This is a genomic window from Rhizobium jaguaris (genome assembly GCF_003627755.1).
GTDB classification, from domain to species: domain Bacteria; phylum Pseudomonadota; class Alphaproteobacteria; order Rhizobiales; family Rhizobiaceae; genus Rhizobium; species Rhizobium jaguaris.
This window is the reverse complement of record NZ_CP032694.1, coordinates 2,960,883-2,974,324: the sequence shown is the minus strand read 5'-3', so window position 1 is coordinate 2,974,324 and position 13,442 is coordinate 2,960,883. Positions and strand designations below refer to the sequence as shown.

Annotated in this window: 15 protein-coding genes; 7 read left to right on the top strand and 8 right to left on the bottom strand. The window is 60.7% G+C overall.

Features of this window, described 5'->3' with window-relative positions:
- Window positions 1-2 precede the first annotated feature (2 nt).
- The 3 genes from CCGE525_RS14520 to CCGE525_RS14510 are packed head-to-tail and all read left to right on the top strand — an operon-like array spanning window position 3 to window position 1,600.
- A complete protein-coding gene (locus tag CCGE525_RS14520; protein ID WP_120704888.1) occupies window positions 3-503 on the top strand; it encodes an ureidoglycolate lyase in 501 nt (166 codons plus the stop codon).
- Window positions 500-856: a hydroxyisourate hydrolase gene (uraH, locus tag CCGE525_RS14515; protein WP_120704887.1), complete on the top strand. Its 357-nt coding sequence runs from the start codon at window positions 500-502 to the stop codon at window positions 854-856. The genes CCGE525_RS14520 and uraH overlap by 4 nt, the downstream gene beginning before the upstream one ends.
- A gap of 3 nt (window positions 857-859) precedes the next feature.
- Window positions 860-1,600: a metallophosphoesterase family protein gene (locus CCGE525_RS14510; protein ID WP_120704886.1), complete on the top strand. Its 741-nt coding sequence runs from the start codon at window positions 860-862 to the stop codon at window positions 1,598-1,600.
- Here CCGE525_RS14510 and CCGE525_RS14505 read toward each other — a convergent pair.
- Window positions 1,597-2,736: an alpha-hydroxy acid oxidase gene (locus CCGE525_RS14505; RefSeq protein ID WP_120704885.1), complete on the bottom strand. Its 1,140-nt coding sequence runs from the start codon at window positions 2,734-2,736 to the stop codon at window positions 1,597-1,599. The genes CCGE525_RS14510 and CCGE525_RS14505 overlap by 4 nt on opposite strands.
- A gap of 76 nt (window positions 2,737-2,812) precedes the next feature.
- On the bottom strand, window positions 2,813-3,220 hold the full coding sequence (locus CCGE525_RS14500; protein WP_120704884.1) for a winged helix-turn-helix transcriptional regulator: 408 nt from the start codon (window positions 3,218-3,220) through the stop codon (window positions 2,813-2,815).
- Window positions 3,221-3,296: 76 nt separating this feature from the next.
- On the opposite strand from CCGE525_RS14500, the gene CCGE525_RS14495 reads away from it, so the two are divergent.
- Together CCGE525_RS14495 and CCGE525_RS14490 are read left to right on the top strand one after the other, a co-directional pair.
- Window positions 3,297-3,629 (top strand): nuclear transport factor 2 family protein, encoded by a 333-nt coding sequence (locus CCGE525_RS14495; protein WP_120704883.1) that lies wholly within the window; start codon window positions 3,297-3,299, stop codon window positions 3,627-3,629.
- Entirely contained in the window at window positions 3,626-4,429 is an 804-nt protein-coding gene (locus tag CCGE525_RS14490) for an SDR family oxidoreductase (protein ID WP_120704882.1), read from the top strand. The genes CCGE525_RS14495 and CCGE525_RS14490 overlap by 4 nt, the downstream gene beginning before the upstream one ends.
- Window positions 4,430-4,436: 7 nt before the next feature.
- Here the strand turns inward: CCGE525_RS14490 and guaD are convergent, their stop codons facing one another.
- Both guaD and CCGE525_RS14480 read right to left on the bottom strand, forming a co-directional pair.
- Window positions 4,437-5,750 carry a guanine deaminase gene (gene guaD / locus CCGE525_RS14485; protein ID WP_120704881.1) on the bottom strand — a complete coding sequence of 438 codons (1,314 nt, stop codon included), beginning with the start codon at window positions 5,748-5,750 and terminating at the stop codon, window positions 4,437-4,439.
- On the bottom strand, window positions 5,747-6,985 hold the full coding sequence (locus tag CCGE525_RS14480) for a urate hydroxylase PuuD (RefSeq protein WP_120704880.1): 1,239 nt from the start codon (window positions 6,983-6,985) through the stop codon (window positions 5,747-5,749). Before CCGE525_RS14480 ends, guaD begins: the two co-directional genes overlap by 4 nt.
- Before the next feature lie 242 nt (window positions 6,986-7,227).
- On the opposite strand from CCGE525_RS14480, the gene CCGE525_RS14475 reads away from it, so the two are divergent.
- Window positions 7,228-7,560, top strand: a complete 333-nt coding sequence (locus tag CCGE525_RS14475) for a hypothetical protein (RefSeq protein WP_120704879.1) — start codon at window positions 7,228-7,230, stop codon at window positions 7,558-7,560.
- A 7-nt stretch (window positions 7,561-7,567) separates the two neighbouring features.
- Here CCGE525_RS14475 and CCGE525_RS14470 read toward each other — a convergent pair whose 3' ends face one another.
- Window positions 7,568-8,464: a LysR substrate-binding domain-containing protein gene (locus CCGE525_RS14470; protein WP_120704878.1), complete on the bottom strand. Its 897-nt coding sequence runs from the start codon at window positions 8,462-8,464 to the stop codon at window positions 7,568-7,570.
- A gap of 102 nt (window positions 8,465-8,566) precedes the next feature.
- On the opposite strand from CCGE525_RS14470, the gene CCGE525_RS14465 reads away from it, so the two are divergent.
- Window positions 8,567-8,773 (top strand): hypothetical protein, encoded by a 207-nt coding sequence (locus tag CCGE525_RS14465; protein WP_120704877.1) that lies wholly within the window; start codon window positions 8,567-8,569, stop codon window positions 8,771-8,773.
- Here the strand turns inward: CCGE525_RS14465 and xdhC are convergent.
- From xdhC to xdhA, 3 genes are read right to left on the bottom strand one after another with little or no spacing between them, the layout of a single operon-like run.
- On the bottom strand, window positions 8,749-9,594 hold the full coding sequence (gene xdhC / locus CCGE525_RS14460) for a xanthine dehydrogenase accessory protein XdhC (protein WP_120704876.1): 846 nt from the start codon (window positions 9,592-9,594) through the stop codon (window positions 8,749-8,751). The genes CCGE525_RS14465 and xdhC overlap by 25 nt on opposite strands.
- A gap of 2 nt (window positions 9,595-9,596) precedes the next feature.
- Complete coding sequence (xdhB, locus tag CCGE525_RS14455; RefSeq protein WP_120704875.1) at window positions 9,597-11,933, bottom strand: xanthine dehydrogenase molybdopterin binding subunit; 2,337 nt, start codon at window positions 11,931-11,933, stop codon at window positions 9,597-9,599.
- A 3-nt stretch (window positions 11,934-11,936) separates the two neighbouring features.
- A complete protein-coding gene (gene xdhA / locus CCGE525_RS14450; protein WP_120706417.1) occupies window positions 11,937-13,406 on the bottom strand; it encodes a xanthine dehydrogenase small subunit in 1,470 nt (489 codons plus the stop codon).
- Between the last annotated feature and the right edge of the window lie 36 nt (window positions 13,407-13,442).

The window sequence follows — 13,442 nt, the reverse complement described above, 5'->3', positions numbered from 1 at the left end:
CCATGACCAGAACTCTCGATATCTTCCCTCTTACCAAGGCCGCGTTCGCGCCCTTTGGCGACGTCATCGAAGCGGACCCAGCGACGGTGAGGCTGATCAATGGCGGTACGACGGAGCGGTTTCATGCCCTTTCCAGCGCTGAGGCCGCGGGCGACGAAGCGCGCGTGATCATCAATCTGTTTCGCGGCCAGCCGCGGGCCTTTCCATACGCGGTCGAGATGATGGAGCGCCATCCCCTCGGCAGCCAGTGTTTCGTACCGCTGAACGATCGGCAGTTTCTTGTCATCGTTTCGGAGGATGAGGACGGCAGGCCAGGCACGCCGCGGGTTTTTTTGGCACGAGGTGACCAAGGTGTGAACTATCGTCGCAATGTCTGGCACTACCCGCTGATGACCCTTGATCAGCCGAGCGACTTTCTCGTCGTTGATCGCGACGGGCCGGGCAACAATCTGGTGGAATTCTTCTTCGACACCCCCTTCATCATCGGAGCGCCGACCCTATGACCGGACTGACCACCCATGTGCTCGATACTGCCCTTGGCAGACCGGCCGAAGGCCTGGTGATCGATCTCTTCAAGATCGAGGGCGAGACGCGGCAGCATCTGAAGACGGTCACGACCAATTCGGACGGACGCGTCGACGGTGGGCCGATGCTGGTCGGCGACAGTTTTGTTGCCGGTATCTATGAATTACTCTTCCGGGCCGGCGATTATCTGCGTGCAACCGGGGTCAAGCTACCCGAGCCAGCATTCCTGGATCTTGTACCGATCCGTTTCGGTATCGCCGATACGACGGCGCATTACCACGTGCCGCTGCTGCTCTCGCCCTATGGCTATTCCACCTATCGCGGGAGCTGAGAATTGCGTTTTGCGGCGATTGCGGATGTGCATGGCAATCATCTGGCGCTGGAGGCGGTGCTGGCTGATATACGGGCGCAAGGCATCGACGACATCGTCAATCTCGGCGACTGCTTTAGCGGGCCACTAACGGCGGGGGAGACGGCCGAAATCCTGGTTGCGCTCGACGCGGTGACGGTTCGCGGGAACCACGATCGGCATCTGATCGAACAGGTGCCGAAAGAGATGCATGCTTCGGACAGTGCCGCCCATGCGGAATTGTCCGTGCATCATTTCGACTGGCTGAGGACCTTACCCTTCAGCACCGTCTATGGGGACGAGGCCTACCTTTGCCACGCGACGCCCAAGGACGATCATACCTATTGGCTCGAAGCCGTCTCGCCGCAAGGCCACATTTATCTGAAGCCGATCGAAGAGATAGAGGCGCTGGCCACCGGAATCGATTTTCCGCTGTTGTTATGCGGCCATAGTCACATCCCGCGTATGGTTCGCCTCGGTGATGGGCGCCTGATCGTCAACCCCGGCAGCGTCGGCTGCCCCGCCTACGATGACGATTTGCCCCATTATCACAAGGTCGAGGCCGGCCATCCCTTCGCCTCCTATGTCATTCTGGAAAAGGTGGACGGCATATGGCTGCCGGCATTCCGGCAGGTGGCCTACGATCATCGAGCGATGGCGGCGTTAGCTGGGCGTGCCGGCCGCGCCGATTGGGCGAGCGGTTTGGCGACAGGGTGGCTGCGCTAAACCTCGGCGATAATCTCCCGATTCACGGTCTTGATATCCCGCTTGCCGCACAGCGCCATGGAGATGTCCAGCTCCCTGCGGATGATCTCAAGCGCGAGCGTGACGCCTTCCTTGCCCATGGCGCCGAGGCCGTAGAGGAAGGGGCGGCCGATGAAGGTGCCTTTGGCGCCAAGCGCCACGGCCTTCAATACATCCTGGCCGGAGCGGATACCTCCGTCGACATGCACCTCGATCTTGTCGCCGACAGCGTCGACGATTTTCGGCAGCACGCTGATGGAGGAGGGGGCGCCGTCTAGCTGCCGGCCGCCATGGTTGGAAACGATGATCGCGTCCGCGCCGGTATCGACGGCGGCTTTGGCGTCCTCGACATCGAGGATGCCCTTGATGATCAGCGGCCCGCCCCAGCGCTCCTTGATCCAGCCGACATCGCTCCATGAAAGCTTGGGATCGAATTGCTCATGGGTCCAACCCGCCAGCGACGCCAGGCTGGTAACGTTCTTGGCATGACCGATGACATTGCCGAAGGAATGCCGCTTGGTTCGCATCATGTCCAGGCACCAGCGCGGCCGCGTCGCCACCTGCCACATATGCTTCGGAATGAGTTTCGGCGGCGCCGTCAGGCCGTTGCGCAGATCGTTGTGCCGCTGGCCAAGGATCTGCAGGTCGGCTGTCAGCACCAAGGCTGAACACTTCGCGGCTTTTGCGCGATTGATCAGGTCTATCACGAAGTCGCGGTCCTTCATGACATAAAGCTGGAACCAGAAGGGTTTTTTCGTCACCGAGGCAACGTCCTCGATCGAGCAGATGCTCATGGTCGACAGCGTGAACGGAATGCCGAACTCCTCCGCCGCGCGCGCCGCCAGCATTTCACCGTCGGCATGCTGCATGCCGGTCAGCCCGGTCGGAGCCAGCGCCACCGGCATCGACACCGTCTGGCCGACCATGCGCGTTTCCAGAGAGCGGTTGGCCATATCGACGAGGACGCGCTGGCGCAGCTTGATCTTTTTGAAATCCGCTTCGTTCGCATTATAGGTGGACTCGGTCCACGAGCCGGAATCGGCATATTGGAAGAACATCTTCGGCACGCGCCGTTTGGCGAGCTTCTTCAGTTCGGCAATGGTAAGCGGCTCGGTCATGGCAGTATGCCTTTGAATTTAAATGAGACATTCGCCAATAGCATGATTTTGACGAAGATGTGACGAGGAATTCGGCTCAGACCGAACCCTCCTTGGGTGGGGAAGCGGCTTCGGCAGCTTCTTTGGAAGCAGCCCATTTAAGGAGCGCGTCGAGCGCTGGGCACAATGCCTGACCCCAGCCGGTCAGGCCATATTCGACCTTGGGTGGCACTTGATGATGGACGATCCGCCGGACGATACCGTCGGCCTCCATCTGCCGAAGCTGCTGGATCAGCATCTTTTGCGACACAGCCGGGATCGCCTTTTCCAGTTCCGAAAAGCGCAGCAGCTTGCCGCCGAACAGATGGAAGAGGATCACCAACTTCCAGCGGCCCTCGAGAATTCGCAGCACGTTTTCAACACCGACGGCCGCCGAGGAAGGCGTCGAGAAGGCCTCATACTGACTTTCAGGTAAGTACCCTACTTTTTCGTGCGTTCTTGCCATTTCGATTGTCCTCCGCCACCTATGCCTGGACACGGTGGCGCCTCCGTTTCCCTGATACAACAGAAGGATTCGAGATATGACAATATCACTGCCCGAAAAACTGGCAGCCTATTTCGCTGCAGTAAACAAACGTGATGTCGCCGGAATGCTCGCGCAGTTTGGCGAGGATGCATTCGTGCACGACGAAGGCGAAGAGATGCGCGGCCATGCCGCCATTCGCAGCTGGATCGTGAAGACGACCGGAAAATACGGCATCACGGCCGACATTCAGGGTGTCGATGCAATAGGTCAAGCGCTGCGGGTATCCGCGCAAGTCGCCGGTACTTTCCCCGGTAGTCCGATCGTATTGCACTACGACTTTACGCTCGGAGCGGACGGCGAGATCATCCGCCTGGAGATCGGTCTATGACCTTTGTGCAGACGTTTTCGATCGATCCCAATGAATTTTCCGGCAAACACGTGCTTGTGTCGGGTGGCACCAAGGGGGCGGGTGCTGCCATTGTCCGCCGGCTGATGGCGGCTGGCGCAACGGTTGCGACGGCCGCTCGTTCGCCGTTGCCGGAGGATCTTTCGCCCGCGCTCTTCGTTCAGGCCGATCTTGTGACAGCAGAAGGTGTTGCCCAAGTGGCGAACGCAGTTCTGGGCAGGTTCGGCGCCGTCGATGTCATCGTCCACAATCTCGGCGGTTCCGCGACGCCTGGTGGCGGTTTTGCGGTGATCGACGATGTCTTGTGGCAACAGGAGCTGAACCTCAATCTCATGGCCGCCGTTGGCCTGGATCGCGCTTTGCTGCCGCAGATGATTGAACGCCGCGCCGGCGTCGTCATCCATATCTCGTCGATCCAGCGCCGTCTGCCGTTGCATGAATCGACCATCGCCTATGCTGCGGCCAAGGCCGCGCTGACGACCTATAGCAAGGTCCTTTCCAAGGAGGTCGGGCCGAAGGGCATACGGGTCACATCCGTCGCGCCTGGCTGGATCATGACGGAGGCTGCAGAACACATGGTGAGCCGCATCGCCGAACACGGCGGCATCGACGAAGCCGTAGCCCGCCAAAGCATCATGGACGCACTCGGCGGCATCCCCATCGGCCGCCCCGCCTTTCCCGAAGAGGTCGCCGAGTTGGTGGCGTTCCTCGCCTCGGGCCGCGCGGCGGCCATCCATGGAGCGGAGTATACGATCGACGGGGGTACGGTGCCGGTCGTTTGAGACCCACTCAGTGCTGGCCAAGAACACTCTTGGCCGGCTCGCCCGCCACATAGGTCTCCACGATCGCCCGATCATCCCCCATGGTCTGCAAGAGGAACAGTTCCTCGGCGAGGCTCTTCACCACTTCCATCTTCAGTGCCATGGCCGGCGTTGCCGAGGCGTTGAGGATCACGAGGTCGGCGTCGGTGCCGGGATCGAGGGTGCCGATCTTATCGGCCAGCGACAGGGCCTCGGCATTGCCAAGGGTCATGTAGTAGTAGCTTTCCAGCGGGTTCAGACGCTCGCCGAGCAGCTGCTGGATCTTGTAGGCCTCGTCCATCGTGCGCAGCATCGAATAGCTGGAACCGCCGCCGATATCGGTGGCCACGCCGATGCGAACGGGCTTTTCGCGGCGTGCAAGAGCCTTCAGCGGAAAGAGGCCCGAACCGAGGAAAAGGTTGGAGGTTGGGCAGTGGACGGCGATCGCGCCGGCCTCGCTCATGGCGTCTGCTTCGCGTTCGGAAAGATGGATCGCGTGGCCGAACAGGCTCTTGCGTCCGAGCAGGCCGTAATGCGCGTAGATATCGGTGTAGTCGATCGCATCCGGATAGAGCTCGCAGGTGAACTTGATCTCGTCGTGGTTTTCGGAGAGATGCGTCTGGATGTGCAGATCCGGGAATTCGCGAGCAAGGGCTGCTGCAGCCTCCATCTGCTCCGGAGTCGAGGTAATGGCGAAGCGTGGAGTGATGGCGACATGATTGCGCCCCTTGCCGTGCCAATCGGCGATCACCTGGCGCGTCTCGTCATAGCCCATTTGCGGTGTGTCGAGCAGGCCCTGCGGTGCGTTGCGGTCCATCATCACCTTGCCGCCGACCATACGCATGTTGCGGTGCATGGCTTCGGAAAAGAAGGCGTCGGCGGAGGTCTTGTGCACCGAGCAATAGGCGACTGCGGTCGTCGTGCCGTGGCGGACCAACTCGTCGTAGAAGTGGGTGGCGATGCGCTGAGCATGGGTGCTTTCGACGAAGCGGCATTCCTCGGGGAAGGTATAGGTGTTCAGCCATTCCAGCAGGTTGGCGGCATAGGAGGCGATCACCTGCATCTGCGGGAAATGCAAATGCATGTCGATGAAGCCCGGCAAGATCAGGTTCGGCCGGTGGTCAGCTTCGGCAACATGCGCGGGCGCTTTCGCCTTCACCTCCGCATAGGGGCCGATGGCGGCAATGATGCCATTTTCGATCAGCAGGCCGCCATCGTTCTCATACGAATAGCTGTCCGTATCGCTCAGGCTCTGCGGCGCGCGCTTGAAGGAGAGCAGGCGGCCGCGCAAAAGGGTTGTCATTGGTCTTTTTCTCCGACGGAGCTTTCGAACCAGGCGACCAGCAGCTTGCGTTCCTCCGGCGTCACGTCGGTGACGTTGCCGGGAGGCATGGCATGGCTGCGGCCGGCCTGAATATAGATCTCGCGGGCATGCATAGCGATTTCTGCGTCGTTTTCCAGCATCACTTCCTTCGGCGCGCGGGCAATGCCTTCAAAAGCCGGCTCGGCGGCATGGCACATCGAACAGCGCGTCGAGATCATCTGCTTCACCGCCGGAAAGTGCGCATCAGCCGCGAACTGCTGGAATGCGGGTGCGATAGCGTTGGCTTCCTTCTCGCCGGTAAGCACCTTCGGCACTGTCGAAAGCCATATGATCAGAATGAAGAGGATAACGGTGACGATCCAGGTCCAGGTCGGCCGGCCCTTACGGGCATGGATCGTGTTGAACCAGTGGCGGATGGTGACACCCATCAAAAACACCAGCGCCGCGATGATCCAGTTGTAGGTGGTACCGAAGGCCAGCGGATAGTGGTTCGACAGCATGAAGAAGATGACGGGCAGCGTCAGATAGTTGTTGTGCAACGAACGCTGCTTGGCGATGCGGCCATATTCCGGGTCCGGCGTGCGTCCGGCAATCAGGTCGGCGACAACGATCTTCTGGTTGGGAATGATGATCATGAAGACATTGGCCGACATGATCGTCGCCGTGAAGGCGCCGAGATGCAGGAAGGCGGCGCGGCCAGTGAACAGATGCGTATAACCCCAGGCCATGAAGACGAGGACAACATAAAGCACCGCCATCAGTCCCCAGGTATTGTTGCCGAGGGGCGACTTGCAGAGCAGGTCGTAGACGATCCAGCCGCCGGCCAGGGACGCGAGCGAAATCAGGATGGCGACGGGAACGCTGACGTCGAGCACGTGCCGGTCGATGAGGAAGAGATTGGCGCCGCCGTAATAGACGATGCAGAGCATCAGGAAGCCGGAGAGCCAGGTGAAATAGCTCTCATATTTGAACCAGGTCAGATGCTCGGGCATCTGGGCGGGAGCCACGAGATATTTCTGGATGTGGTAGAAACCGCCGCCATGCACCTGCCATTCCTCGCCATAGGCGCCGGGCGGGAGATGCGGACGCTTCACCAGCCCGAGATCGAGCGCGATGAAATAGAAAGACGAACCGATCCAGGCAATCGCAGTTACGACGTGGAACCAGCGGGCAGCAAAAGCCAGCCATTCCCACGCAATGGCATATTCATACATTCAGTTCCCCTTTTTCTTCCTCCGACTCGACACCTTGCAAAATGTTGGACGCAGAGGGAAGGGGAGTTTGATTGGGGAAGTGCTTTTCGTGCCGGGATCACACACTTCCGTGACCGATATACTGCCGCTCTTGCCGAGCGCCAACTTCGACATAGATCAAAATTTCGACGCTTTTTTTCGGTGTCGTCGGTGATAGGTGGGCCACAAAGCCCGCGGTGTGCCGTATCGTCGGAGATTTGCCCATGCGTGGTATACTGGCGTTTGCACTATTCCTTCTTGCAACCTCTGCCATGGCGCATGATGCGCCCTCCGGCTGGTCCTACGATCCTTATTGTTGCAACGGCGACAGCAAGACGGGCGATTGCGAGATGATCCCCTCGCGCACGGTTACCGTTGTGCCGGGCGGCTATCGGATTGAGCTCTATCCCGGCGATCATCGCTATGTGACACATGCCCATATCTTCAACCTGCCACAGCGCAAGACGATGCGTTCGCCCGACGGAGCCTATCACCTCTGTCTGTTCCCGGACGAGAACACGCCGCGCTGCTTCTATGCACCGGATATGGCTTATTGAGCGGCGCTCACTCCAAGGGCATGCCGAACTCGCCGAGAATCCAGTTTCTAAAGGCACGAATTCTCGGTGTGTGACGTCTGTTTTCGGGGTAGGCAAGCCAATAGTTCGTGCCATCGTTACAGAGGATATCGAAGGGCTGGATAAGCCGGCCGGCGGCTAGGTCGTCGGCATAGAATTCGGGGGTTAGGACAGCGACGCCCTGTCCGGCGATGGCTGCGCTTGCCTCGAAGGATTGTGCCCCAAGCCTGCTTCTCGGTCGGCCCTGCAGGCCGGGATCCGGAACTCCAGCCGCTTCGAACCATTGTGCCCACCAGGGGTCGCCGGCATCGATGATCCGAAGTTTGAGGAGATCAGCCGGCGTATGGACGCCGCCGATACTGGCTGCGAGCGCAGGGCTGAGCATGGGCGTGAAGTTCATTTTCATCAACAGATGCGCGCGCAGCCCGGGCCAAGTGCCGCGCCCATTGCGAATGGCGATGTCGGACGGCTCGCGAGAGAAGTCGATGAGCGCGTCTGAGGTAGCGAGCCGCACCGCGACATTCGGATGCTGTAGCTGAAATGATCCGAGGTGGCGTGCAAGCCATTGCGATGCGAAGGTCGGCGTTGAGTGAATGAGGAGCGTGGTTTCGGCGTCGTCGCTGACCGAAGCCATCGCCTCATGCAGCATGCTGAAGGCTTCGCTGACCTTCGGCGCCAGCCGTTCGCCGACCTCGGTCAGCGCGATCTGACGCGGACGCCGCAGGAATAACGGCTCGCCGACATTCTCCTCAAGAAGCTTGATCTGATAGCTGACGGCCGTCTGCGTCATGCCGAGTTCCTCGCCGGCGCGGGTGAAACTGCCGTGCCGGGCGGCGGCCTCGAAGACGCGCAGCGCATTCAGCGGAAACTGTTTCGAGAGCTTCATAGATAAGTTCTCTTTATGTATGCAGATGATAGTTCGATTGGAATTTCAGCATTTTCAGCGGCAAACTGCAATCCATATCACCGATTGGATTGAGGTATTGTCATGAATAGCTGTGCTACCATCGAGCAGATGAACGCGGCCAGACCGCCTGTCTTGGCCCGCCTGTTGGAGACATTGGCGCACGTCTTCACAGGACGCACGGAACCTTCGCCCCGCCTGCATCTCGATGAGATGCCCGATCGGTTCAAGCGCGATCTCGGATTTCTCGACGGGCGTGAGCCGCGTTACGAGGATGATCGGATGCGGTAGGCGGCGAAAGCCGTTAGCAATTCGGCGGCCGTCATGGCGGCGATGACCTCGGGGCGCTTGTCCCTCACCGCCGCGCCGCCGATCGGCAGCGTCAGCCGTTCAAGCGAGGCCTTGTCGCCGCCCTCCCGCACGAGCCAGCGGGAGAAAGTGGCGCGCTTGGTCGCCGAGCCGATCATGCCGACATAGGCAAGGTCGGTGCGGGCGAGGGCTTCCTTGGCGATCAGGAAATCCAAGGCGTGATCATGGGTCAGGATGATGATTGCCGAGCCTGCCGGCATATCCCTTACCAGCGCTTCCGGCATTGGCGAAAGCACCGTCTTCATCTCCGCCGGCAGGTTTGCCAATTCCTCCTTGCGGGTCTCGACTACCGTCACGGAAAGCGGCAGAGGTGCGAGTGCAGCGGCCAATGCATGTCCGACATGTCCCGCGCCGAAGAGATAGGCTTCCGGTCGATGTTCCGCTTCGCTCGCCCGTTTGGCTTCGAGCTCTTTCCGCAATTGTGTCGTCATCTTCCGAAAGCGCAGTTGCGTGCGGCCGCCGCAGCATTGGCCGATCTCCGGCCCGAGCGGGATGTCCATCGCTTCGACGCCACCGCCGGTCAGTAAATCACGGGCGTTCTGGATCGCCAGGAATTCGAACTGTCCGCCGCCGATCGTGCCCCAGGTGGTATGTTCGGAAACGAGCATGAAGGTCCCGGCCTCGCGTGGCGTCGAGCCCTGTGTTCCGATGATCTCGATGAGGATGGAGGAGGGGTGTGTCGCGAGAAATGCGCGGAAGTCGCTCCTGGGTATGACACCGGAAAGCACTTCGCGGATCGCCATGGTCACATCCCCTTCAGCCGCTCGACCGCCATTAGCACCCGTTCCGGCGTTGCTGGCGCGTCCAGACGTGGGCAGATGCGATAGTCCGCGACGCTCGCGACCGCCATGGACAAGGCTTCGAGCACCGAGATGCTGAGCATGAAGGGCGGCTCGCCCACGGCCTTGGAGCGGCCGATGGTGGCCTCGGCATTTTCGGACCATTCGGCGAGGCGGACGTTGAAGATCTTCGGCCGGTCGGAGGCGAGCGGGATCTTGTAGGTCGACGGCGCATGCGTGCGCAGCCGCCCTTTATTGTCCCACCAGAGTTCTTCGGTCGTCAGCCAGCCCATTCCCTGCACGAAGGCGCCTTCGACCTGACCGATATCGATGGCCGGGTTCAGCGAACGGCCGACATCGTGAAGGATATCAGTGCGGTCGATCAGATATTCGCCGGTCAACGTATCGATCGAGACTTCGGAGCAGGCGGCGCCATAGGAGAAATAGTAGAATGGCGTGCCGCGGCCGGCCTTGCGGTCCCAATGGATTTTCGGCGTCTTGTAGAAGCCGGCAGCGGAAAGCTGCACGCGGGCAAAATAAGCTTGCTTGATGAAATCCGGGAAGGGAATTTCCATGTCGCCGACGCGCACCCGGTTCGGCAAAAATTGCACCTCTTCGGCAGCGACGCCCCATTTCTCGACAGCGAAGGCGACGAGCCGTTCCTTGATCTGGCGAGCGGCATCGAAGGTAGCCATACCGTTAAGGTCGGAGCCGGAGGAGGCCGCGGTCGCCGAGGTGTTAGGCACCTTGCCCGTGGTCGTGGCCGTGATCTTCACGCGGTCGATATCCACCTGGAAACTGTCGGCCAGGACCTGCGCCACCTTGGTGTAGAGGCCCTGACCCATCTCGGTGCCACCATGGTTGAGGTGGATCGAGCCGTCCTGATAGATATGCACCAGCGCGCCCGCCTGGTTGAAGGCGGTCATGGTGAAAGAGATGCCGAATTTCACCGGTGTGAGCGCAATGCCCTTGCGGATGAAGCGGCTGGAGCGGTTGAACTCGATAATGGCGTTACGCCGCGCCTGGTAGTCGGAGGACTCTTCCAATTCATCGACGATACGGTGGATGATGTTGTCCTCCACCTCCTGATGATAGGGCGTCAGCGTCCGATCGGAGCCCGGCTGGCCGTAGAAATTGGCGCGGCGAATCTCCAATGGGTCCTTGCCGAGCGCATAGGCGATCTCCTCGATGAAGCGCTCGCCGCCGACCATGCCTTGGGGGCCACCGAAACCGCGGAATGCGGTGTTGGAAACCGTGTGCGTCTTCAACGGTTTCGAGACGAGATGCACATGCGGGTAGTAATAGCTCGAATCCGCATGGAACAATGCGCGGTCCGTGACCGGGCCGGAGAGGTCGGAGGAGAAGCCACAGCGGGCGGCATAGGTGGCATCGACGGCGTGGATGCGGCCATCATCGTCGAAGCCGATCTCGTAATCGACCAGGAAGTCGTGGCGCTTGCCGGTGGCGGCCATGTCCTCGTCGCGGTCGGGACGGAATTTGATGGCGTGGCGAAGCTTCTTGGCAGCGACGGCGGCGAGCGCCGCAAATTGGTTGCCCTGTGTCTCCTTGCCGCCGAAGCCGCCGCCCATGCGGCGCACATTGACGGTGACGGCGTTGGACGGGATGTTCAGGACGTGGCCGACGATATGCTGGATTTCGCTCGGATGCTGGGTGGACGACCAGACGGCAACTTCGTCGTCTTCGCCGGGGATCGCCATGGCGATGTGGCTTTCGAGATAGAAATGCTCTTGGCCGCCGATGCGCATCTGCGCCTTGATGCGGTGCTTGGCATTGGCCATCTCAGTTTCCGGCTCGCCGCGCTTCAGCGTCATCGGCTCGTAGACCAGCGGCGCGCCGTTGGCGAGCGCGCCATCGATGTCGCTCCAATGCGGAAGATCGCGATAGTCGATCTTGGCGAGCCTTGCGGCCTGGCGAGCCGCTTCGCGGGTTTCGGCGATAACGGCGAAGATCGGCTGACCGTGGAACTCGACCTTGGTGTCGGCGAGCAGCGGCTCGTCGTGCATGCCGTTGGAACTGGTGTCGTTGGCGCCCGGGATATCTTTGGCGGTGAATACCCAGACGACGCCCGGATGGGCTTTCACGGCGGTGAGATCGATATCAGCGATTTCGGCATGGGCGCGGTCGGAAAGGCCGAGTGCGCCATGCAACAGGCCAGCGGGTTCCGGCAGATCGTCGATGTAGTCGGCTGCGCCAGTTACGTGTTTGTGCGCCGAGTCGTGCTTCAGCGCACCATGCATCGAGCCGTTGATAACCTTGCGTTCTTCGAAGGTGGATTTATCCATGGTTCAAGCCTCCACCGTCGCAAAGCGCTTCAATTCCTGCGGCGCGCCGGCCGTCTCCAGATAGAAGCGGATAAGCAGGTTCTTAGCGGTCAACTGCCGGTATTCGGCGGTGGCGCGCCAGTCGGTGAGCGGCGTGTAATCGGCATCGAAGGCGGCGCGGGCGGCTTCGACCGTCGTCTCGGTCCAGGGCTTGCCGATCAGTTCGGCTTCGACCGTGCGAGCGCGCTTCGGCGTGCCGGCCATGCCGCCGAAGGCAATGCGAATGTCGGCGACGTTGCCGGCCGCATCCAACACCAGATGGAAAGCGCCGCAGAGCGCCGAAATATCCTCGTCGCGACGTTTGGAAATTTTGTAGACGGCGAAATGGGCACCTTCGGCCGGGTAAGGCACGAAAACGCTTTCAACGAATTCGCCGGGATTGCGATCCTGCTTGCCGTAGTCGATGAAGAAGTCCTCCAGCGGCAAGGTGCGGGCGCCGGTCACGGAACGCAGCTTGACGGCGGCGCCGAGCGCGATCAGCGGCGGCGGCGTGTCACCAATGGGCGATCCATTGGCTATGTTGCCGCCAATCGTGCCCATATTGCGCACCTGTTCGCCGCCGATGCGGTTGATGAGGCTTGCGATCGTGGGGATCTTTTCGGCCATAGCGGCGAAGGCTTGGCTGTAGGTGACGCCGGCGCCGATGGTCAGGCCGTTGTCGTCCACGACAATCTTTTGCAAGTCGGTCAGATGGTTGATGAAGACGACCGGGTCGAGCTTGCGCATCTGCTTGGTCACCCACAGGCCGACATCGGTGGAGCCGGCAACGACCGTCGCTTTGGGTTCGTCGGCCATCACTTGCGCAAGCGCTGCAACAGAGCCCGGCACGATCAGGCGATCCTCGCCGGAAGTCACGCTGATGGTATCGCTGCCCTGCATGGCCCAGAGGCGGGCGATGATGTCGGCTCTGGTCTTTTCAAGAGGATCGAACAGAGCGCTCGGACGCGTCCGGCTTATCTGTTCGGCTGCCTTGACGATCGGCTCATAGCCAGTGCAGCGACAGAGATTGCCCTGCAGCGATTTTTCGATCTGCGCCCGGCTCGGCTTTTCGGTCGTAAGCCACAGGCCGTAGAGCGACATGACGAAGCCCGGCGTACAGAAACCGCACTGCGAGCCATGACAGTCGACCATGGCCTGCTGCACCGGGTGCAGCGTCCCGTCCTTGGCGGCCAGATGTTCGACGGTAACGACATGGGTGGCATGCAGCGAGCCGACAAAACGGATGCAGGCATTGACCGATTCGTAATGCAATCCGCCATCGATCAGGCGGCCGATCAGAACGGTGCAGGCGCCGCAATCGCCTTCCGCGCATCCCTCCTTCGTACCCGTCAAACGCCGGTTGAGCCGCAGGAAATCGAGGAGCGTCTCGGTCGGGCGCAGACTCGATAACGTGATATCCTCGCCGTTGAGGATAAAGCGGATGCTGTCGTTCATGTCGTTCCCGTTTATCATCTGTTGGTCGGGGCCGGT